The 20848-nt window shown below is 69.9% G+C and carries 22 protein-coding genes and 1 pseudogene; 17 read left to right on the top strand and 6 right to left on the bottom strand.

Annotation, left to right across the window (positions count from 1 at the left end; translation table 11 throughout):
• Positions 1-170: 170 nt before the first annotated feature.
• Positions 171-875 carry an HNH endonuclease signature motif containing protein gene (locus LADH09A_RS31925; RefSeq protein ID WP_308194574.1) on the bottom strand — a complete coding sequence of 235 codons (705 nt, stop codon included), beginning with the start codon at positions 873-875 and terminating at the stop codon, positions 171-173.
• Between the two features lie 97 nt (positions 876-972).
• Positions 973-1422 (bottom strand): annotated as a pseudogene (locus LADH09A_RS31920) (DUF222 domain-containing protein); the annotation flags it as partial.
• Between the two features lie 261 nt (positions 1423-1683).
• Between LADH09A_RS31920 and LADH09A_RS15855 the strand changes: the two are divergent.
• From LADH09A_RS15855 to LADH09A_RS15845, 3 genes are all read left to right on the top strand, one after another.
• Positions 1684-2268: an ArsR/SmtB family transcription factor gene (locus LADH09A_RS15855; RefSeq protein ID WP_238645950.1), complete on the top strand. Its 585-nt coding sequence runs from the start codon at positions 1684-1686 to the stop codon at positions 2266-2268.
• A gap of 128 nt (positions 2269-2396) precedes the next feature.
• Positions 2397-3725 carry an MFS transporter gene (locus LADH09A_RS15850; protein WP_238645949.1) on the top strand — a complete coding sequence of 443 codons (1329 nt, stop codon included), beginning with the start codon at positions 2397-2399 and terminating at the stop codon, positions 3723-3725.
• A gap of 20 nt (positions 3726-3745) precedes the next feature.
• Positions 3746-4597 (top strand): menaquinone biosynthetic enzyme MqnA/MqnD family protein, encoded by an 852-nt coding sequence (locus LADH09A_RS15845; protein WP_088951111.1) that lies wholly within the window; start codon positions 3746-3748, stop codon positions 4595-4597.
• 103 nt (positions 4598-4700) lie between these two features.
• On the opposite strand, the gene LADH09A_RS15840 is transcribed toward LADH09A_RS15845, so the two are convergent.
• On the bottom strand, positions 4701-5663 hold the full coding sequence (locus tag LADH09A_RS15840) for a serine hydrolase (protein WP_238645948.1): 963 nt from the start codon (positions 5661-5663) through the stop codon (positions 4701-4703).
• The gene (locus LADH09A_RS15835) at positions 5663-6652 is read right to left on the bottom strand and encodes a hypothetical protein (protein WP_238645947.1); all 990 of its coding nucleotides are present in this window, start codon (positions 6650-6652) and stop codon (positions 5663-5665) included. Before LADH09A_RS15835 ends, LADH09A_RS15840 begins: the two co-directional genes overlap by 1 nt.
• Before the next feature lie 370 nt (positions 6653-7022).
• Here LADH09A_RS15835 and paaA point away from each other — a divergent pair, with 370 nt between their 5' ends.
• Genes paaA through paaE form a run of 5 tightly spaced genes read left to right on the top strand, consistent with a single transcriptional unit; the run spans position 7023 to position 10765 of the window.
• On the top strand, positions 7023-8102 hold the full coding sequence (gene paaA, locus LADH09A_RS15830; RefSeq protein ID WP_238645946.1) for a 1,2-phenylacetyl-CoA epoxidase subunit PaaA: 1080 nt from the start codon (positions 7023-7025) through the stop codon (positions 8100-8102).
• The gene (gene paaB, locus LADH09A_RS15825; protein WP_088951115.1) at positions 8099-8383 is read left to right on the top strand and encodes a 1,2-phenylacetyl-CoA epoxidase subunit PaaB; all 285 of its coding nucleotides are present in this window, start codon (positions 8099-8101) and stop codon (positions 8381-8383) included. The genes paaA and paaB overlap by 4 nt, the downstream gene beginning before the upstream one ends.
• Positions 8380-9105 carry a 1,2-phenylacetyl-CoA epoxidase subunit PaaC gene (gene paaC, locus LADH09A_RS15820; RefSeq protein WP_238645945.1) on the top strand — a complete coding sequence of 242 codons (726 nt, stop codon included), beginning with the start codon at positions 8380-8382 and terminating at the stop codon, positions 9103-9105. The genes paaB and paaC overlap by 4 nt, the downstream gene beginning before the upstream one ends.
• A gap of 53 nt (positions 9106-9158) precedes the next feature.
• Entirely contained in the window at positions 9159-9632 is a 474-nt protein-coding gene (gene paaD, locus LADH09A_RS15815; protein ID WP_238645944.1) for a 1,2-phenylacetyl-CoA epoxidase subunit PaaD, read from the top strand.
• Complete coding sequence (gene paaE / locus LADH09A_RS15810; protein WP_238645942.1) at positions 9629-10765, top strand: 1,2-phenylacetyl-CoA epoxidase subunit PaaE; 1137 nt, start codon at positions 9629-9631, stop codon at positions 10763-10765. The genes paaD and paaE overlap by 4 nt, the downstream gene beginning before the upstream one ends.
• A 228-nt stretch (positions 10766-10993) precedes the next feature.
• On the opposite strand, the gene LADH09A_RS15805 is transcribed toward paaE, so the two are convergent.
• Both LADH09A_RS15805 and LADH09A_RS15800 read right to left on the bottom strand, forming a co-directional pair.
• The gene (locus tag LADH09A_RS15805) at positions 10994-11503 is read right to left on the bottom strand and encodes a hypothetical protein (protein ID WP_238645940.1); all 510 of its coding nucleotides are present in this window, start codon (positions 11501-11503) and stop codon (positions 10994-10996) included.
• 56 nt (positions 11504-11559) lie between these two features.
• Positions 11560-11955: a hypothetical protein gene (locus LADH09A_RS15800; RefSeq protein ID WP_238645938.1), complete on the bottom strand. Its 396-nt coding sequence runs from the start codon at positions 11953-11955 to the stop codon at positions 11560-11562.
• A gap of 189 nt (positions 11956-12144) precedes the next feature.
• On the opposite strand from LADH09A_RS15800, the gene mqnC reads away from it, so the two are divergent.
• The 9 genes from mqnC to LADH09A_RS15755 all read left to right on the top strand — a co-directional run bounded on the left by mqnC (position 12145) and on the right by LADH09A_RS15755 (position 20828).
• The gene (gene mqnC / locus LADH09A_RS15795; RefSeq protein ID WP_238645936.1) at positions 12145-13335 is read left to right on the top strand and encodes a cyclic dehypoxanthinyl futalosine synthase; all 1191 of its coding nucleotides are present in this window, start codon (positions 12145-12147) and stop codon (positions 13333-13335) included.
• Between the two features lie 420 nt (positions 13336-13755).
• A complete protein-coding gene (locus LADH09A_RS15790; protein ID WP_238645934.1) occupies positions 13756-14976 on the top strand; it encodes an LPXTG cell wall anchor domain-containing protein in 1221 nt (406 codons plus the stop codon).
• Positions 14977-15140: 164 nt separating this feature from the next.
• Positions 15141-15851 carry a demethylmenaquinone methyltransferase gene (locus tag LADH09A_RS15785; protein WP_308194573.1) on the top strand — a complete coding sequence of 237 codons (711 nt, stop codon included), beginning with the start codon at positions 15141-15143 and terminating at the stop codon, positions 15849-15851.
• A gap of 86 nt (positions 15852-15937) precedes the next feature.
• On the top strand, positions 15938-16162 hold the full coding sequence (locus LADH09A_RS15780; protein WP_030486260.1) for a hypothetical protein: 225 nt from the start codon (positions 15938-15940) through the stop codon (positions 16160-16162).
• Between the two features lie 139 nt (positions 16163-16301).
• Positions 16302-17579 carry a geranylgeranyl reductase family protein gene (locus LADH09A_RS15775; protein ID WP_238645932.1) on the top strand — a complete coding sequence of 426 codons (1278 nt, stop codon included), beginning with the start codon at positions 16302-16304 and terminating at the stop codon, positions 17577-17579.
• Between the two features lie 135 nt (positions 17580-17714).
• Positions 17715-18080, top strand: coding sequence for an NADH-quinone oxidoreductase subunit A (locus LADH09A_RS15770; RefSeq protein WP_007454588.1), 366 nt, complete (start codon positions 17715-17717; stop codon positions 18078-18080).
• A gap of 14 nt (positions 18081-18094) precedes the next feature.
• Positions 18095-18772: a NuoB/complex I 20 kDa subunit family protein gene (locus LADH09A_RS15765; protein WP_124821345.1), complete on the top strand. Its 678-nt coding sequence runs from the start codon at positions 18095-18097 to the stop codon at positions 18770-18772.
• Entirely contained in the window at positions 18769-19506 is a 738-nt protein-coding gene (locus LADH09A_RS15760) for an NADH-quinone oxidoreductase subunit C (protein WP_238645931.1), read from the top strand. Before LADH09A_RS15765 ends, LADH09A_RS15760 begins: the two co-directional genes overlap by 4 nt.
• Complete coding sequence (locus LADH09A_RS15755; RefSeq protein ID WP_238645930.1) at positions 19503-20828, top strand: NADH-quinone oxidoreductase subunit D; 1326 nt, start codon at positions 19503-19505, stop codon at positions 20826-20828. Before LADH09A_RS15760 ends, LADH09A_RS15755 begins: the two co-directional genes overlap by 4 nt.
• The last annotated feature ends 20 nt before the right edge of the window (positions 20829-20848 follow it).

Genomic DNA, 20848 nt, shown 5'->3' with positions numbered 1-20848 from the left:
TCCCTTCCACCGAATTACCCACGCAACCATCCGTACGAGAGGGCGTGTCGCCGGGCGCGGCGCACGAAAGTGGGCGTGTCGTCGGTGGTGGCAACGTGCTGCCCGGACGTCGGCGGTCGGCCCGTGCGGTTGATGTCGTTCTCGGGTGGCGAAAGCATGTGTGCCGGGTATCAGCAGCGCCGGTGATAGAGGTTGCGCGGTGGCGCGCGTAGCGGGTCGAGCCAGCTCGGCGGAAGGAATTCGGGCCGGCTGTCGGGCGCGATGGGGACCACCCAGTCGCCGCGGTGCACGAGCCGGTGGTGGTAGCCGCAGAGCAGCACCGCATTGCCCAGCGCGGTGGCTCCACCGTCGGCCCAGTGCCGGACGTGGTGACCGTCGCACCATTGGGATGGCCGATCACAGCCAGGAAAGGCGCAGCCGCCGTCGCGCAGCACCAGTGCTCGGCGCAGCGGGCCGTTGAAGAGCCGGCGCTGGCGCCCGACGTCCAGGATCTGACTGTCTCCACCCAGCACCGCCGGCAGTACGCCCGCGTCGCAGGCGAGACGGCGGATCGCGCCCGGCGTGAGAGGAGCCCCGGTCTCTAGGGTGCCGGCGCGCACGCCGTTGACCAGCTCGTCCAGCGACACGGTCACCACGAGCTGCGGCCGGTCCCCGCCGTTGTCGGGCAGCTGGCCGGTGCGCAGCGCCAGCCGACAGACCTCGCCCAACGCGTCCGCTCGGCGCTGACCGGGACTGCGATCGTCGTGCTCACCTGCCGGTGCGCAGAGCGGGTCGATCGCCTCCCGTAGCAGGCTCGCGGTCTCCGTGTCGAGGTTGCCGCTGAGTCGGACCTGCCCGTCCTGCTGATCGGAGAGCGTGACGTGCCGGCGGGCCACGGCCCCGCTCGGTGGCCTTTTCGAGGGCGGCCAGCTCGGCGTGGTCGGCCAGGTCCGGTGCGACGTGCGTGAGGACGCGCTCCCCGAGCCGGCTGAGAATGGTCGGATCGAAGCGGTCGGCCCAGGTGACCAGTAGTTGGGTGGCGTTGTCCGCCACCTCCGGGCCGGCCTCGGGCGGAAGGGCCGCGATCGTCTCTGCCACCACCCGGCCCTGCTCGAGGGTCATCGCACCGCTGAGCAGCGCGTCACGCACCGCCTGCGGTGCGGCGTCGACGGTGGCGGCGAGCTGGACCAACTGGCGGGCGGAGCGGCTGGAGAGCCTCAGCCGCTCCCGCAGCCAGACGGAGGTGGACGAGGCGCCCTGGGCGACCGCCAAGCCGCGAGAGTCAACCTCACGCACCAGGCCGAGCTGAACGGCCGCCAGTCGCTGCGCCAACACGTGGGCCACGGCGAGAGACGCGAGCAGGTCGTCGTCGGAGAGCGCCCACAGTGGCGTGCCGGAACAGTCGTCGACGGCACCGCCCGCCTGCGCCAACGCTCTCAACATAGAAAGAAGATAGAACAGGTGTACGACACTTTCGGTCCGCGTCGACCCCTGCTCTGGCGCTGAATTCCGCCGTCGACGGACCACGCTCCGGCCGGCTCGTCCTGAACGCCGGGCATTGCGGCGGGGCCTCCGGCCATCCCCGCCGCCGGCTGTCCCGCCGAGGTGGCCACCTCTGCCGGGCCACGATCAGTTGGCAGAAGCGGGTTGTTGCCCACTGTGGGGGTGATGGCGGGTCGGGGAACCGCCCGGGATCATGGGCTCATGACCGAGGCCAGCCACGATTCGCGTCGGATGACGATCAGTGACCCGCAGGTGATGCGGGCGATGGCTCATCCGGCCCGGATAGCGATCATGGAATACCTGAGTAGCCGTGAGAGCGGTGGGACCGCCACGGAGTGCGCGGAGATCGTCGGGCTGTCGCCGAGTGCGACCAGTTACCACCTGCGCGCGCTGGCGAAGTTCGGCCTGGTCGAGCAGGCGCCGAGTCGCGGGGACGCGCGCGAGCGGCTGTGGCGCGTGCCGAGTGCGAGTGTGCTGGTCGAGGCGGGTCGCGATGCCGGGCCCGAGGGGCGCGCGGCCGAGCAGGCGCTGGTCGAGGCGCACGCGGTCCGGGCCATGGAGCGGACCCGGGACTGGCTGCGGCGTGCGGGGGGTGAGCCTGCCGAGTGGTACGAGACCGCTCTCTTCACCGACACACTGCTGCTGCTCACTGCCGAGGAGTTGGCCGAGGTGAACCAGGCGGTCCTGGCCATCCTGCGGCCGTACCAGGCTCGTCGGCGTCAGGCCGATCCTCCGTCGGGGGCTCGCACGGTCGCCGTGCAGTACCGGTCCGTGCCGCTGGCCTAGCTGGATGGTCGCGGTGCGCTGAACCGTACGCCGGTGGCCTGCTCGGACAGCCCTCTCGGCCGCCGGCCGTGCGCCGTCTGGCGACGGCAGGGGTTGTGCGAACAGTTGTGAAGGATTAACTTCGAAGTATGTCCTTCACAGCTGAGTCGTCGCGCTGGCCGGACGTCTGGCTCGCCGCCACCGCCCGTGGCACCACGATCTGTGGCGACTTCCTGGCCGCCACCGCGCTCGCGCTGGCGCTCCAGAGCTCCGGCGCCGGAGGGCTCGCCGTCTCGGCGCTGCTGCTCGCGGCCACCCTGCCCCTGGTGGTGCTCGCCCCGCTCACCGGACGGCTCGCCGACCGGGTGGACAGCCGCACCCTGCTGGTCACCGTCGGGCTTGCGCAGGCGGTCATCTGTACGCTGCTGGCCGTCGCCGAGCACCCGGTCTTGGTCGTGGGCCTCGTCGGCCTGCTCGCCTGCGGGCTCGCGGTGACCCAACCCTGCCTGGCGGCGCTGTTGCCGGCGATGGTCCGCCCGGCTGACCTGCCCCGGGCCAGCGCGATCAGTCAGAACGCCGTCTCCCTCGGCGCGCTCGGCGGGCCGGTGCTGGCCGGCCTGCTGGTGGGGCAGTTCGGCACCCGCGTACCCCTGCTTCTCGATGCCGTGACCTACCTGGCGCTGGTGGCGGCGGGCCTGCTGCTGCGCACCCGGCGGGGCGGCCGACGTCGCACCACCGTCGCAGCCGCTCAGGGGGGCGCGGCAAGCCCCGCCAACCAGGCCGACCCGAGCGGTACGGGCGCGAACTGGCGGCTGCGCCGTGACCCCCTGATGCTGGTCATGGTGGCCAGCACCGCCGTGGTGATCGCGGCGATCGGCGGCATCAACGTGATCGAGGTCTTCTTCATCCGGGAGACACTGCACGCTTCGGCAACCATGTACGGCCTGGTGGGAGCGGCATGGATGGCCGGTATGTTGCCCGGTAGCTGGGTTGCCGCACGACTCGCCCGTCGGTTCGACCACGACGCCGCCCTCATCCGTGGGGTGCTGATCACGCTGGCCATGTGCAGCCTGCTGGTGCTGCTGGCCGCGACGGTGCCGACGGCAGCCCTGCTCGTGCCGCTCTGGCTGGTGGCCGGCGCGGCGAACGGCGGCGAGAACGTCTTCGCCAACCTGCTCACCAGCCGCCGGGTGCCGGAGGCGATGCGCGGGCGGGCGTACGCCAGCTACGGCGCGGCGGTGCAGGGTGGCTCGATGACCGGCTATCTGATCGGCGGGGCGCTGCTGGCGGTCGTCCCGCCCCGACCACTGATCGCCGGAGCGGGCGTGGCCGGGCTCGTGGTGGTGTTGGCCTTCGTGCCGGTCGTCGCCCGGGCGGTACGACGGCCAGTGCCGAACGAGGCCCACCGGGATCGCCAGGTGGTCGGCGCGAATGCGGGGTTGGCCACTCCGGGCCGGCCCGCCGAGCCGGAGCCGTAGGCCGGGGATACGGTCGGGTCATGGCTGAGCGCATCGCACGCCCGCGGGTCGGGCACATCCAGTTCCTGAACTGCCTGCCGATCTACTGGGGTCTGATGCGCTCCGGCGCCCTGCTCGACGTCGACCTGCACAAGGATTCGCCGGACCGGTTGAGCGCCGCGCTGGTTGCCGGCGACCTCGACATCGGCCCGATCACCCTCTTGGAATACCTGAAGCACGCCGACGAACTGCTGCTCCTGCCGGACCTGGCCGTGGGCAGCGACGGGCCGGTGCTCTCGGTCAACATGGTCTCCACCCGGCCCCTCGCCGAGCTGGACGGCGCCCGGGTGGCGCTCGGCTCGACCTCGCGGACCGGGGTGATGCTGGCTCAACTGCTGCTCACCGAGCAGTACAACGTGCGGCCCGACTACTTCCGCTGCCCGCCGGATCTGACCCAGATGCTGCTGGAGGCCGACGCCGCGGTGCTGATCGGTGACGTGGCGCTACGGGCGTACTACGAGGCACCCCAGCGGGGCCTCACCGTCACCGATCTCGGGCAGGCGTGGCGAGAGTGGACCGGGCTGCCGATGGTCTTCGCCGTCTGGGCGGTCCGCCGCGACTTCGCCGCCGCCCATCCGGGCATGGTCAAGGAGGTGCACGAGGCGTTCCTGCGCTCGCGGGACCTCTGCCTGGCCGAGTTGGACCAGGTCGCCGAGGCGGCGGCCCGCTGGGAGACGTTCGACGCGGAGACGCTGGCCACGTACTTCCGGACCCTGGACTTCTCCCTCGGCGACCGTCAGGTCGCCGGGCTGCGCGAGTGGGCCCGGCGGGCCACCGCCATCGGCGAGGCCCCGGCACTGCCGGACGGCGGCCCGGAGTTCTTCGCCGGCTGAGCGGCCGGCGCGGCCGTTACCGCCCGCCCGCCTGAGCGGGCCCGCTGTCAGCCTGCGCTATTGGCTGCCAGCCCCCGACGGGGCCGCTGCCTGCCGGTGCGGCTCAGGCACCGGGGCGGAGCAGCGCCTCGGTGATCTTCTCGCAGTTCTTCATGCCGTAGTCGTAGCCCATGTTGATCGGGTACTTCACCATCACGCCCATCGTCCAGGTGTCGCCGATGGCCAGGCAGTTGATGTGCATCTCCTGCTCCCTGGTCCGGTCGATCCACCCGTTCTTGATGGCGATCTGCTTCTGCTCGGCAGCCGGGAAGGCCTTGCGGATGCCGAAGTCACCGGCGCCGCGCACCAGCTTCATCTCGTTGAGCAGCCACTTGGTCCACTTCGGCCCGGCAGCGGTGCCGGTGGCGATGCAGTTGCCCAGGCGGGCGGTGTCCCGGGGGGAGAGGGCCGTGCGGCTCCAACCCTTGTCCGGGGCGACGCTGCTGTCGGTCAGCTTGCACATGGAGATCAGCCGCTTGATCGAGGCGTCCCGGCCGACCTGGTTGTAGAACTGTTCGGCCCGGGTGTTGTCGCTGTCCCGGATGATCCGCGTCGCGTCGGCGAGCTTCGCGTCGCTCGGCGTCTGCCCGGCGTCCGCCGAGCGACGCAGGTAGTCGGCGACGATCCACGACTTGATCATTGAGGCGGTCGTGCTGGTCTCGCCCATGTTCTTGGAGCCGATGATCTGCCCGGTCCGCCGGTCCAGGACGCTCCAGGAGTACCAGCCCTCGATGTCCAGGTTGAGGTCCTTGGCCGCGAACGGCAGCGGTGCCAGCGAGGGGCTGGGGCTCGGCGACGGCGGGGCCGGCTGGCGGGCGCTGCGGTCGGTGGGCTTGCCGGTGGACCGGTCGCTGGTCGTCGTGCCGGCGTTGCCCCACGTGGCGGCGGCGGACGACTCGAACGGCGACCCGGGCAGCAGCCGCAGCGACACCAGCACCAGCCCGATCAGGATGACCGCGATCGCGACCAGCCGAAGGGGAGAAGCGTCAGCGCCCTCGCGCCGGGTGGCTCGACGGTTGCCGGCCATCAGAGTTTCCCGACCGGTTGCTGCGGCACCTTGAGCGCGGCGCCCGGCTGCGGGGTGACCAGTTGGGTGGCCACGCTGGCACAGACCTTCGCGCCGTAGTCCAGACCGCTCCTCTGCGGGTAGCGCAGCATCACCGCGAGACTCCACTTGTCGTTGACGGCGAGGCAGTTGACGTGCCAGTTGCCGTCGTAGTTGATCGGGGTCCAGCCGTTCTTCATGCTGACCGGGCCCTGCGCGGTGATCGACTTGGGCAGACCGTCGATGATCCCCCAGCGTCCGCCGCCCGAGCTGGCCCTCTGGTCCTTGGCCGCGGTGGTGCCCCGGACCTTGCTCATCTGCTCCAGCACCCACTTGGTCCACTTGGGGCCGGCGGCCCTGCCGTCGGCGATGCAGTTGCCGAGCCGGACCGCGTCGCGGGGGGACATCCGGGTGAAGCTCCAGTAACCGGTGTACGGCTTGACGTTGCCGCGTTTGGTGTCGGTCAGCCCGCAGATCTTGATCGCCCGCTGGATCACCGCGTCGGGCGTGCTGCTCGTGGAGGGCTTGTACGAGCCGCCGGCAGCAGCGTGCACCTTGTTGGCCGCACCGTCGTTGCTGTCGATGATGGCAAGGCTAGCGGCCGTCTTCATCGCTGCGGACGGCTCTTTCTTGAGCTGTCGCAGGTAGTCCGAGACGATCCACGCCTTGATCATCGACTCGGTGGAGCTGGTCGCGCTCATGTTCGGCGACCCGGAGATCGTGCCCGTCTGCCGATCCAGCAGCGCCCACGAGAAGAACTCACCCTGGAAGCTCACCGACACCGGCCCGGCCGCCAGCGTGGGCGGCGGCGGCGGGGTGGGCGCGGGCGCGGCGACGGTCGAGGCGGCACCGCCGCCTCCGCCTCCGCTGCTGCCGCCGTTGGAGAGGCGCGCGTACGCGGCGGGGACCAGTAGGACGCCGCCGAGCAGGACCGCCGTGATGGCGAGCACCATGGTCACGCGAGATCGCATGAGTGGGTGAGCTCCAGGTGTCAGGGCCGGGGGGACCGGCTTGTTGTCCGGACAAACCGGCTGATCGCCGAGGCCGGGGGAGATGGCCTCTGTGGTGCGGCGATCGTTTGAAGCCGATCGGTGTGACGGCGGAAAGTCTACGTCCGGTTGCCGGACTCGCCAGGGCCCGACACCAGGCAACCCGCCATAAAGGCGGGATATGGGACCGGTATGCGGTTCTTGCGGGGATTCACCTTTGTTTCGTGGCCTAAGTCACGGCAACTTCCGGAGACCCAGGTAACACAAAGCGCTCATTCCGTTACGGATGGGATCCTCGGATTCCTGTTACACCCCCTGGTGCATCGTGGCGCAAGCTGTAACACTTAGCCTCATGTATGGCAACGACTTCTCCGCCCCGGACGGCGCCTCCGACGAGGCGCCCGGCAGCGGCCTGTTGGGTGAGGTCGAGGCAGCCGAGGCCGAGCTGCGCGCGGCGGCAGCGCGCGGACGACGCGGCAGCCCCTCCCCGGACGAGGACCTGGCGGCGTACTTCGCCGAGGTCGTCGACGCCGAGCAGAAGATCGAGCCACGGGACTGGATGCCCGACGCGTACCGGCGGACGTTGATCCGGCAGATCGCCCAGCACGCCCACTCCGAGATCATCGGCATGCAGCCGGAGGGCAACTGGATCAGCCGGGCGCCGTCGCTCAAGCGCAAGGCGATCCTGCTGGCCAAGGTGCAGGACGAGGCGGGCCACGGCCTCTACCTCTACGCCGCCGCCGAGACCCTCGGCATCAGCCGCGACGAGCTGGTCCAGCTGCTGCTCGACGGTCGACAGAAGTACAGCTCGATCTTCAACTACCCCACCCTGAGCTGGGCCGACGTGGGCGCGATCGGTTGGCTGGTGGACGGCGCGGCGATCGTCAACCAGGTGCCGCTGTGCCGCTGCTCCTACGGCCCGTACGCCCGCGCGATGATCCGGGTCTGCAAGGAGGAGTCGTTCCACCAGCGGCAGGGCTACGAGATCCTGCACACCCTGGCGCACGGCACCCCGGGGCAGCAGGCAATGGCTCAGGACGCGGTGGACCGCTGGTGGTACCCGTCGCTGGCCATGTTCGGCCCGCCCGACGGCGACTCCACCCACTCCGGCCAGTCGATGGCCTGGAAGATCAAGCGCTTCTCGAACGACGACCTGCGGCAGCGTTTCGTCGACATGTGCGTCCAGCAGGCCGAGATCCTCGGGCTGCGCATCCCCGACCCGGACCTGCGCTGGAACGAGGAACGGCAGGCGTACGACTACACCCAGCCGGACTACGACGAGCTGATGCGGGTGATCTCCGGCGACGGGCCGTGCAACCGGGAACGGATCGCCCACCGCCGGGCCGCACACGCCGACGGCGCATGGGTACGTGAGGCCGCTGCGGCGTACGCCGCGAAGCGGGCAGAACAGCGGGAGAAGGTAGCGGCATGACGGATCACTCGCCTCTGTGGGAGGTCTTCGTGCGGGCCCGGCGCGGGCTGTCGCACACCCACGTCGGCAGCCTGCACGCGCCCGACGCCGAGCTGGCCCTGCGCAACGCCCGGGACCTCTACACCCGCCGCCAGGAGGGCGTGTCGATCTGGGTGGTGCCGGCCGGCGCGATCACCGCGTCCAGCCCGGACGAGAAGGACGCCTTCTTCGACCCGGCCGCCGACAAGGTTTACCGCCACCCCACCTTCTACGAGGTGCCGGACGGGGTGGCCCACCTGTGAACGGGCCCTTCGACTTCACCCTCGGTCTCGGCGACGACGCGCTGATCGCCGCGCAGCGGCTGGCCGAGTGGACCACCCGCGCCCCGGAGATGGAAGAGGACGTGGCGCTGGCCAACATCGCCCTCGACCAGCTCGGCGCGGCCCGCCTGCTGCTGTCGTACGCGGGCGAGCTGGAGGGCGCGGGCCGGGACGAGGACGCGTTGGCGTACCTGCGCGACGACCGCGAGTTCCGCAACGCGCTGCTGGTCGAGCTGCCCAACGGCGACTTCGCGGTGACGATGGCGAAGCTGTTCTTCCTTGCGGCGTACCAGTTGCCGCTGTACGCGGCGCTGGCCGGCTGCGCGGACGAGCGGTTGGCCGCGATCGGCGCGAAGGCACGCAAGGAGTCGGCGTACCACCTCGACCACGGCGCGCTGTGGGTGAAGCGGCTCGGTGACGGCACCGAGGAGTCGCACCGGCGCATGCAGGCCGCCGTCGACCAGGTGTGGCCGTACACCCACGAGCTGTTCGCCGCGGACCCGACGGCGCCGGTCGACCCGGCCACCCTGCGGCCGGCGTTCGACGAGACCGTCGGCGCGGTGCTGGCCGAGGCGACGCTCACCCTGCCGGGGAGCGGCTGGGCGCCGGCCGGCGGGCGGACCGGCGTGCACACCGAGCACCTGGCCTTCCTGCTCGCCGAGATGCAGGTGCTGCACCGCGCCCATCCCGGAGCGCACTGGTGAGCGCGAGGAGTGCAGCGCAGCGGAGCCCTGCAGTCGCGAACGCGAGTGGCACGGTGAGCCCCAGGGAGGCAGCCGCGTCGGTGGTGGACCCGGAGATTCGGGTGATCACCATCGACGAGCTGGGCATTCTGCGGGCGGTCGAGGAGGATCCGGCCAGTGGTCGGGTCACCGTCACCATCACCCCGACCTACACCGGCTGCCCGGCGATGGACGTGATCCGGGCCGACATCCGCCGCGCGCTCGCGGTCGCCGGCCACACCGACGCCGAGGTGCGCACGGTCTTCAGCCCACCGTGGAGCACCGACTGGATCTCCGACGGTGGCCGGGCGAAGCTCGCCGCCGCCGGGATCGCCCCGCCCGCCCCGGTGCCGGCCGCCGGCGTGGTGTCGCTGACCCTCGCGGTCCGTTGCCCGCAGTGCGGTTCGCCGGAGACCGAGCAGGTCAGCCGGTTCGGCTCCACCGCCTGCAAGGCGTTGTGGCGTTGCCGCTCCTGCTCCGAACCCTTCGACCACCTGAAGGCGCTGTGACTGTCACCATCACCCGCCCGGTCCGTCGCCGGCCGGTCTTCCACCCGTTGTCGGTCGCCGCCGTCGACCGGCTCACCGACGACTCCGTGGCCGTCACGTTCGCCGTACCGGAGGAGTTGCGGGACACTTTCGCGTTCCAGGCGGGCCAGCACCTCACGGTGCGTCTTCCCGTCGGAGCCGGGCCCACCGGCTCCGCCGGCCCGGACGGCACGGACGTGCGCCGGTCGTACTCGATCTGCTCCACCCCGGACGACCTGGCCCGGCACGGCCGGTTGCGGATCGGGGTGCGGGAGATCCCCGGCGGCGCGTTCTCGGCCTTCGCGTGTGGGGCGCTGCGCGGCGGCGACACGGTCGAGGTGCTGCCGCCGTTGGGCACCTTCACGACGGCCTTCGCGCCGGACCGGGTGCGGCACTACGGCGCGGTCGTCGCCGGCTCCGGCATCACGCCGGTGCTCGGGCTGGTCGCGACCGCCCTGGCCGTCGAGCCGGCCAGCACGTTCACCCTGGTGTACGGCAACCGTACGGCGAACACGGTGATGTTCGCCGAGGAGCTGGCCGACCTGAAGGACCGCTATCCCACCCGGCTGCACCTGGTGCACGTGCTTTCCCGGGAGCAGGGTGAGTCGCCGCTGCTCTCCGGGCGGATCGACGCCGAGAGGCTGGGCCGGTTGCTGGGCAGCATCGTGCCGGGCGACCTGGTCGAGGAGTGGTTCCTCTGCGGCCCGTACGGCATGGTGGTCGACGTTCGGGACGTGCTGACCGCGCGTGGGCTTCCCGAGTCGGCGGTGCGTACCGAGCTGTTCCACGTCGACGCGCCGCCGGAGCCGGTCCGCCGGCCTGTCGACCAGGCGGGCGCCGGGGCCGAGGTGACCATCGTGCTGGACGGCCGCTCGTCGAGCTTCACGATGGGTCGTGAGGAGCGGGTGCTGGACGCCGCGCTGAAGGTGCGCGGCGAGCTGCCGTACGCCTGCAAGGGCGGTGTCTGCTCGACCTGCAAGGCGAAGGTCGTGGACGGTGCGGTCACGATGGCCCGCAACTACGCCCTGGAGCCCGACGAGCTGGCCGCCGGCTACGTCCTGACCTGCCAGTCCAGCCCGACGACGGACAGGCTCACGGTCGACTACGACGCCTGACGACGCCCGATGGCAGGCGGTCGCCGTCGGGGTAGTGGTGGGCGCTGGACGAGCGATGCGAGGGTCAGCCTCCTGACGAGGAGTCCGAGACAGGGGGGCGGCCATATCCTTGTCCGCAAGCTCCGGACAGAGGTAACCTGCAACTGCCAGGGGCATTAGCCCTGTGGAAGTGGACCCGGCAGCCTTCCGGACGGTGGGTGAGCCGGGTCTCGCGCTTTCCGGATCTCTTCAGACCTGTCGCGATTCCCTGACAAGGCGCTGTACGGATGTTTTCCATCTCCCACCCTTGGCCCAACACCAGGCCACTGCGTCGGGAATGGCCAGCAGGCACTCTTCGTGGGCCCGTAGGTGGTCGTAACGGAGCGCGCCGGACAACCCTGATCTCCGCACCTGCTCGAAGAGCAGGCGTCGGTCGGCCTGGAATGTCGAGTCATCCCGTTCGAGGACGAGACGAGCTGCGTTTATCTTGGCCGCGTGCTCCACGAGATCGACGAGGCATGCCTCTCGAGCCATTCTGGCGTTGCGGTGGTCTCTCGCATCGAAGATGACGGCGTGGGCGGACAGGGTGGCGACCGCGGCGATTATCTGTCGGCGCCTGTCGTCCTTCTCCTTGTGAAAGTGGATGCGGCGCTGGCCGGGCAGGATTAGGTCGCGGATGGTCCGGCGCGCAGCAACCAGGTCCGCCGGAAGCACGACCGCAGCCGCGACGAGAAGCCCTCGCTCCTTCGTCTCGTCCACGAAGACGTGCGCATTCATGCGCGTCGGCCCTTCCTGTGGTGGTCGCTGGCCCTGGCCTATGCGTTGAGGATGTCTCGGATGCGATCCAACCTCTGCTGGGGCGTCAGCGCTGCCGGGTTCTTGGTGCCGATCGCGTCGAGTTCTGCGCGTACATCGCAGTCGTCGGGCTGAAGCACGGCGTCGATCACTCGTGCCCGCGGCCCGCCATCCCGAACGTAGATCCAGACCGTCTGCCACTGGCGCGGCTCGGTGTTGAGCTCGGCGGTGAGCCGTTCTGGAGGGAAGAAGCCGAGGCCGGTCGCTCTGAGTGTCTCGGCGATCTCCGCGAGGACCCAGCGGCCGAGCTTCCGGTAGCCCAACTCGTCCCGTAACTCGCCGAGAGTTGCTTGCGTTAGTCCGCCGTCGGCTCGACAACGGGCAGCGATGCCCGGAGCGGTCTCGGTGTCGCTCATATCGCGCCTCCCTCAACGTCAGCAATATCTTCAAGGCCGATGACACAAGATGTCAAGAGTATCTGAATATCATATTATGATCTTGACAATATAAAGAGCCTCGGTCGGACAGGTCGCGGGCGCTGGGGTGCATGTCACGGCGGACGGAGCGGAGTGCCAGGCGCTGAGGGCGCGACGTAGGCTCGGGGTGTGACGGTGAGCCGGGAGATCGACGACATCCTGCAGCGCGGCGCGGACGGCGGGCGGATCACGCCCGAGGAGGCGCTGCTGCTCTACACCGAGGCGCCCTTCCACGCGTTGGGCGAGGCGGCGGACGCGGTGCGCCGGCGGCGCTACCCGGACAACGTCGTCACGTACCTGATCGATCGCAACATCAACTACACGAACGTCTGCGTGACGGCGTGCAAGTTCTGCGCGTTCTACCGCGCCCCCAAGCACAAGGAAGGGTGGACCCACCCGACCGAGGAGATCCTGCGCCGGTGCGGCGAGGCGGTCGAGCTGGGCGCGACCCAGGTGATGCTCCAGGGTGGGCACCACCCGGACTACGGCGTGGAGTACTACGAGGAGCTGTTCTCCTCGGTCAAGCAGGCGTACCCGCAGCTGGTCATCCACTCGATCGGCCCCAGCGAGATCCTGCACATGGCGAAGGTCTCCGGGGTGAGCCTGGACGAGGCGATCGCCCGGATCAAGACCGCCGGTCTGGACTCGATCGCCGGCGCCGGCGCGGAGATGCTGCCCGAGCGCCCGCGGAAGGCCATCGCGCCGCTCAAGGAGTCGGGTGAGCGCTGGCTGGAGGTCATGGAGCTGGCCCACCGGCAGGGCATCGAGTCGACCGCCACCATGATGATGGGCACCGGTGAGACGCACGCCGAGCGCATCGAGCACCTGCGCATGATCCGTGACGTGCAGGACCGCACCCGCGGTTTCCGGTCCTTCATCCCGTGGACGTACCAGCCGGAGAACAACCACCTCAAGGGCCGCACCCAGGCGACCACGCTGGAATACCTGCGGCTGGTCGCGGTGGCCCGGCTCTTCTTCGAGACCGTGCCGCACCTCCAGGCGTCCTGGCTGACCACCGGTAAGGACGTCGGGCAGCTCTCGCTGCACATGGGCGTGGACGACCTCGGCTCGATCATGCTGGAGGAGAACGTCATCTCCTCCGCCGGTGCCCGGCACCGCTCCAACCTGCACGAGCTGATCGGCATGATCCGCTCGGCGGACCGGATCCCGGCGCAGCGTGACACCCTCTACAACCGGCTTGCCGTGCACCACACCCCGGCCGACGACCCGACCGACGAGCGGGTGGTCTCGCACTTCTCCTCGATCGCGCTGCCCGGCGGCGGCGCGGGCAAGTCCCTGCCGCTGGTCGAGGTCAACTGACACGGGTCGACGCCCGGCCGTTCGGCTGACCGAGGCTCATGCTCCTGCCGGATCCTCCCGGCGGTACGGGTGGTCCCCGTCGCCGCAGCGTCAGGCTGCCCGCTCCGGGGCTGGTGGAGATGATCGTCGGCGGCTAGCGTCGCGGCTCGTATCCGTTGCCACCTCCGGTCGCCGAGAACGGCGCAACCGTGCTGGTGGCGGCTGGTCTGATGGCCGTGGCCGTCCTCCATCGGCCCGCTGAGGGTCGTTCATATAACGCACGGCGGTACGGGCGGGATGGGTGACCATCCCGCCCGTACCGTCTGAGCAGCTCGGGCCGGACGGATGAAAAAATCTTCACCCGCTGGCGTGCGAGATCGACGTTCGATAGCGTCCGCTCGTTCCGCAACCATTTCTTCTTCCCTATCCCTCGGGGGACTGATGACAGCGTTCCACCGCTCGGCCCTGGCCCGCGCTGGCGTGGTGGCCTTGCTCGCGGCCGGTGGCCTGGCCACCGTGGCCGCCCCCGCGCAGGCCGCCGACCAGGCCGACCTGGCACTGGTGCCGCTCAGCTCCGAGCTGGCCAAGGGCGTCAAGGCGGCCAAGGCCAAGCCGTTCAAGTTCCTGGTCGACAACACCCGGAGCACGGTCGCCGCCAAGGGTGTCAGCTACACCGTGGACACCAGCCGGTTGAAGAAGAACAAGGTCGGCATCGTGGTGCCCGATGGCTGCCAGGTGCAGGGCAGGACGTTCACCTGCCCGCTCGGCGACGTTCCGGCCGGCACCAGCGAGGACTTCGGCATCCCGCTGTTCTCCACCGGCGGTCGCGGTGAGGCCGGCACGCTGGTGGTCACCATCAACTCGGCCAACGCCAAGGGCGACAAGGTCGAGCACGACATCACCGTCGCGAAGCCCGGCTACGACCTGACCAGCTGGGTGCAGGACGTCAACGCGAACGTGGTGGTCAACGGCGTCCAGGGCGACGACCCCAACCTCCGGCCGGTGCGGCGCGGTGAGACGGTGCCGCTGGACTGGGCGGTCTACAACGACGGCAGCCGCAAGGCCACCGGCCTGTCCTACGTGCTCACGCTCCCGGCCGGCGTCACCTTCGCCACCCTCCCGGACACCTGCGAGCAGCAGACCCTCAACGGACTGGCCCAGGCGCTCTGCCAGGACGACGGCGCCGTGATCAAGCCCGGTCAGTACTACACGGCGGACATCAAGGTGACGGTGGGCACGGACGTCACCGAGTCGGTGCTGCGCCTTGGCGAGCTGTTCGCGCAGGGTCTGGACGGTGCGGCGGGTCAGCCCGAGGAGCAGCCCGAGCAGGCGACCAGCGCCCAGCGGAAGGCCTTCACCGAGGTCGACGAGGTCGACAACCAGGCGATCTTCGACGTCTTCGTGGACCTGACCGCGCAGCCGACCCCGACCCCGACGCCCACGGTCACGCCGAGCCCGAGCGGCACGACGACGCCCGGCACGACCACGTCGCCGGTCGCCGGTGGCGGTGGCGGCGGTGGGTTGCCGGTGACCGGTGTGCAGGTCGGCGTGATCGGCGGCATCGGCGCGGTCATCCTGCTCGTGGGCGGGGCGCTGCTGGTGCTCTCCCGTCGGCGCAAGGTCGTCCTGGTCGCACCGGGCGACGAGAAGTCGACCGACTGACAACACCGCGCCACTGACCCGAGCGCTTCGATACGGGGTTCAGCGGCGGCAGAACTGGCGCGACGTGAGGGCGGGGTGGGCGACCACCCCGCCCTTTCGCGTACCGGGTGGGTGGCACCGCACCCAGCTGACGTCGGTTGGCGGGCGGCTGGCAGAGTGAAGGGGTGAGCCGTACCCCGCAGGGCCAGCGAGCCAGCCTGGACAAGCAGCCGCACGAGGTCGCCGCGATGTTCGACGGCGTGGCGGAGCGTTACGACCTGACCAACACGGTGATCTCGCTGGGTCAGGACCGCTCCTGGCGTCGGGCCACCCGTGCGGCACTGGGGCTGCGGCCCGGTGAGCGGGTGCTGGACGTGGGCGCGGGCACCGGTGTCTCGACGCGGGAGCTGGCGCAGTCCGGGGCGTACGCGGTGGGGGCCGACCTGTCGTTGGGCATGTTGTACGCCGGCAAGCGGGCCCGTCCCGAGGTGCCGCTGCTGGCCGGTGACGCGCTGCGGTTGCCGTTCGCCGACGCCAGCTTCGACGCGGTGACCATCTCCTTCGCGCTGCGCAACGTCAACGACACCGACGCGGCCCTGCGGGAGCTGGCCCGGGTCACCCGGCCGGGCGGGCGACTGGTGGTCTGCGAGTTCAGCACCCCGGTCAACCCGGCCTTCCGGACGGTCTACCTCTCGTACCTGATGAGGTCGCTGCCGGTGGTCGCCCGAGCGGTGTCGAGCAACCCCGAGGCGTACGTCTATCTCGCCGAGTCGGTGCGGGCCTGGCCGGCGCAGGCCGCGCTTGCCGGGCGTGTCGCCGCGGCCGGGTGGGGCCGGGTGGCGTGGCGCAACCTGACCGGTGGTGTGGTGGCCCTGCATCGGGGCATTCGCGAGTAGTCGGCGAGCGTTACGGACGGCACGGACATTATTCAGGTTTCGTGAATATCGGTCTTTAGTCCACTTTGCCCCGTACGCTCGATCGCATGACCGGAGCAGACCCGGCGGACCCGGTGGCCGCCACCGACGACGACGCGGCCGAACTCATCGCGCAGTTGCGCGCGTTGGCGGGGGCTGACCCGGTGGAGGTCCGGCAGGTGGTCGCCGAGGTGTTGGCGGCACTGGACCGGGCGGCGGGTGGCGCGCTGCGTGAGCACCTACCGGAGACGATCCGGGTCGATGCGGGGTTGGACGCCTCCAGCCCGGCCTGACACCTGACTGCTGTGGACGGTCAGGGAGTGTCACATCGGCGAGTTAGGTACCCCTGATCCTGCGCTGGTATGACGCCGGTCATACACTCGTCCCGTCTGGCTTGTGAAGCATTTCACGAGCGTGCGGGAGGAGGCGCGAATGACCCCGGTGGAACACGACGCCGACGTCATTGTCGTGGGCGCCGGTCCCGGTGGATCAGCGACTGCGTACCACCTGGCCCGGCACGGCGTACGGGTGCTGTTGTTGGAGAAGACCGAGTTCCCGCGGGAGAAGGTCTGCGGCGACGGGTTGACCCCGCGCGCCGTCCGTCAGCTCATCCGGATGGGTGTGGACACCTCGCCCGAGGCGGGCTGGCTGCACAACCGTGGCCTGCGCGTCATCGGTGGCGGGGTGCGCCTGGAGTTGGACTGGCCGGAGCTGGCGAGCTTCCCCAACTACGGCTTGGTGCGGACGAGACTGGACTTCGACGACCTGCTCGCACGGCAGGCGGTGGCCGCCGGTGCCAAGCTGCGGACCAACGTCAACGTGCTGGGCCCGGTGCTCGACGGCGACGGCCGGGTCACCGGCGTCGAGGCGGAGGTCGGGCCGGGCAAGGAGCCGACCACCTTCCACGCCCCGCTGGTCGTCGCGGCGGACGGGGTCTCCGGCCGATTCCCGCTCGCGCTCGGGCTGGCCAAGCGGGAGGACCGGCCGATCGGCGTGGCCGTCCGCCGCTACTACCGCTCGCCTGCCAAGCACGAGGACAACTACCTGGAGTCCTGGCTGGAGTTGCGCAGCAAGGACAGCGGCGACAACCTGCTGCCCGGGTACGGCTGGATCTTCGGCCTGGGTGACGGTCGGGTCAACGTCGGCCTCGGCGTGCTCAACTCGTCCTCGGCGTTCGGCAAGACCAACTACCGCCGGCTGCTCACCGACTGGCTCGCCAACACCCCGGAGGACTGGGGGATGACCGACGAGACCAACGCCGACGGCCCGATCCTCGGTGCCGCGCTGCCGATGGGCTTCAACCGGGTGCCGCACTACACGCGCGGCGTGCTGCTGGTCGGCGACTCGGGCGGCATGGTCAACCCGTTCAACGGCGAGGGCATCGCGTACGCGATGGAGTCCGGCGAACTGGCCGCGGAGGCCATCGTCCAGGCCCTCGCCCGGCCTGCCGGCCCGGAGCGGGAGCGGGCACTGATGGCGTACCCGAACGAGCTGAAGGCCCGCCTCGGTGGTTACTACCGGTTGGGCGGCATCTTCGTGAAACTGATCGGCCGCCCCGAGATCATGCGGATCGCCACCAAACACGGCATGCCGCACCCGACGCTGATGCGTTTCGTCCTCAAGCTGTTGGCCAACCTGACCGACCCGCGTGGCGGGGATGCGATGGACCGGGTCATCAACGCGATGACGAAGGCAGCTCCAGCCGTATAAGTAGGACGGCATCGGTGCTGGTCACAGCCCCGACGCCGACAAAGATCGACCCCCGCCGACTGCCACTGCGAGGGACGTGAATAGTGTGATTTTCGTCAAGCACCGAGGGCAGGGAAGGACGAGCAGGAGAAAACGATGTCGCTCTCGCCTTACGCACCGATCATCGGGCTGTTCGCCCTCGCCGCGGCGTTCTCGCTGTTTTCCGTCGGCGCCGCCCGCTTCGCCGGTCCCCGTCGCTACAACAAGGCCAAACTCGAGGCTTACGAGTGCGGCATCGAGCCCAGCCCGCAGCCGGTCGGCGGCGGGCGGTTCCCGATCAAGTTCTACCTGACGGCGATGCTCTTCATCGTCTTCGACATCGAGATCATCTTCCTCTACCCCTGGGCGGTCTCGTTCGACGCTCTGCCGATCTTCGGCTTCGTGGAGATGGTCCTGTTCATCGTCGCGGTCTTCGTTGCGTACGCCTACGTGTGGCGGCGCGGCGGCCTGGACTGGGACTGAGGAAGGAACGTCAGATGGGCATCGAGGAGAAGCTTCCCGCCGGCGTCCTGCTCACCTCGGTGGAGAAGCTGGTCAACTGGTCCCGGAAGTCGTCCGTGTGGGGCGCGACCTTCGGCCTGGCCTGCTGCGCCATCGAGATGATGGCAGCCGGTGGTCCGCACTACGACATGGGCCGTTGGGGCATGGAGGTCTTCCGGGCCTCGCCCCGGCAGGCCGACCTGATGATCGTGGCCGGCCGGGTGAGTCAGAAGATGGCCCCGGTGCTGCGCCAGATCTACGACCAGATGGCCGAGCCCCGCTGGGTGCTCTCGATGGGCGTCTGCGCCAGCAGCGGCGGCATGTTCAACAATTACGCCATCGTGCAGGGCGTCGACCACGTCGTGCCGGTCGACATGTACCTGCCGGGCTGCCCGCCGCGGCCGGAAATGCTCATCGACGCGATCCTCAAGCTCCGCGAGAAGATCATGTATGAGCCGCTGGGCCCGAACGGCCGCAAGATGCTGGCTGCCCGCCAGGAGCGCGGCGACGTTCCGATCGTGCCCTACGGCTCCATGCCTTCCTCGTACCGCAGCGACAAGGCCCGCCGTGCCGAGTGGACCCGGGCGGTCCGCGAGGGCCGCGAGGAGCAGTTGCGGATCGAGAACTGGATGAACGCCCAGAACCACCTCCACCCGCAGGCAGGCCCCAAATGACGTCTCCCACCGACAAGCCCAACGACGGGGGCGTACCGCTGCCGGTCGTGCCGGCCGGGGCCACCAGTGGTGCTCCCGCCGAGTTCCCGCCGGCCAGCCCGGCCGGTCGCGGGATGTTCGGCAACCAGGGCACCGGCGACGTGTCCGGGTACGGCGGCCTGGTCCGCCAGCGCCAGCCCATCGAGGAGGCGTCCCGGCCGTACGGGGGCTACTTCGACGAGGTCCGCGACGCGTTGGAGGAGGCGTACCCGGCCTTCGGCGACGCGATCGAGAAGGTCGTGGTCGACCGGGGTGAGCTGACCCTGCACATCCGCCCGGAACGGATCGCCGAGGTCTGCCAGGTGATGCGGGACGACCTGGCGCTGCGGTTCGAGCTGTGCTCGTCGGTGTCCGGCGTGGACTACCTGGGCGCCGACGAGCGGCGGCTGCACGTGGTCTACCTGCTCACCTCCATGACGTACCGGCGGCAGGTCCGGCTGGAGGCCGCGGTCTCCGTCGAGGCCCCGCACCTGCCCAGCGTGACCGCCGTCTACCCGACGGCGGACTGGCAGGAGCGCGAGGCGTACGACATGTTCGGCATCGTCTTCGACGGCCACCCCAACCTGACCCGGATCCTCATGCCGGACGACTGGGAGGGCCACCCGCAGCGCAAGGACTACCCGCTCGGCGGCGTGCCCGTCGAGTACAAGGGCGCGGAGATCCAGCCGCCGAACGAGCGGAGGTCGTACCAGTGACGACGTCTAACTACGCCAGCGAGCGCGAGACCGACGAGGGTCGGGTCTTCACCGTCACCGGTGGGGACTGGGACACCATCGTCTCGGGCACCGACCCGATCAACGACGAGCGGATCGTCGTCAACATGGGTCCGCAGCACCCGTCCACGCACGGGGTGCTGCGGCTGATCCTGGAGCTGGAGGGCGAGACGGTCCGCGAGGCCCGTTCCGTCATCGGCTACCTGCACACCGGCATCGAGAAGAACCTCGAATACCGCAACTGGGTTCAGGGCTCGACGTTCGTGACCCGGATGGACTACCTCGCCCCGATCTTCAACGAGACGGCGTACGCCCTCGCCGTCGAGAAGCTGCTCGGCATCACCGACGACATCACCGAGCGGGCCACCACCATCCGCGTGCTGATGATGGAGCTCAACCGGATCTCGTCGCACCTGGTCTGGCTGGCCACCACCGGCATGGAGCTGGGCGCGATCTCGATCATGCTGTACGGCTTCCGCGAGCGGGAGTACATCCTCGACATCTTCGAGACCATCACCGGTCTGCGGATGAACCACGCGTACGTCCGGCCGGGCGGTGTGGCCCAGGACGTGCCGGACGCGGCGATCGTCAAGATCCGCGAGTTCCTCAAGATGATGCCGAAGAAGCTCAAGGAGTACGAGGACCTGCTCTCCGGCCAGCCGATCTGGACCGAGCGGACGAAGAACGTCGCGGTGCTGGACGTGACCGGCTGTGTGGCCCTCGGCATCACCGGGCCGGTGCTGCGCTCCGCCGGTCTCGCCTGGGACCTGCGCAAGACCATGCCGTACTGCGGTTACGAGAACTACGAGTTCGACGTGCCGACCCACCCCGACGGTGACGTGTGGGGCCGCTACCAGGTCCGGCTCGCCGAGATCCGGGAGTCGATGAAGCTGGTCGAGCAGGCCCTGGACCGGCTCCGTCCGGGCCCGGTGATGGTCGCCGACCGCAAGATCGCCTGGCCGGCGCAGCTGGCCATCGGCGTGGACGGCATGGGCAACTCGCTGGAGCACGTCGCGAAGATCATGGGTCAGTCGATGGAGTCGCTGATCCACCACTTCAAGCTGGTGACCGAGGGCTTCCGGGTTCCGCCCGGCCAGGTCTACGTCGCCATCGAGGCTCCCCGGGGCGAGTTGGGCGTGCACGCTGTCTCCGACGGTGGCACCCGGCCGTACCGGGTGCACTACCGGGAGCCCAGCTTCGTCAACCTCCAGGCCCTCCCGGCGATGGCCGAGGGCGGTCTGATCGCCGACGTGATCGCCGGCGGCGCCTCGTTGGACCCGGTCATGGGGGGTTGTGACCGGTGAGTGCGAGGAGTGAGCTTGCG

It is taken from the genome of Micromonospora cabrerizensis, assembly GCF_022230955.1.
GTDB lineage: Bacteria > Actinomycetota > Actinomycetes > Mycobacteriales > Micromonosporaceae > Micromonospora > Micromonospora cabrerizensis.
Note: the sequence above shows the minus strand (reverse complement) of the source record. Positions and strands in the feature narration are given on the sequence as shown.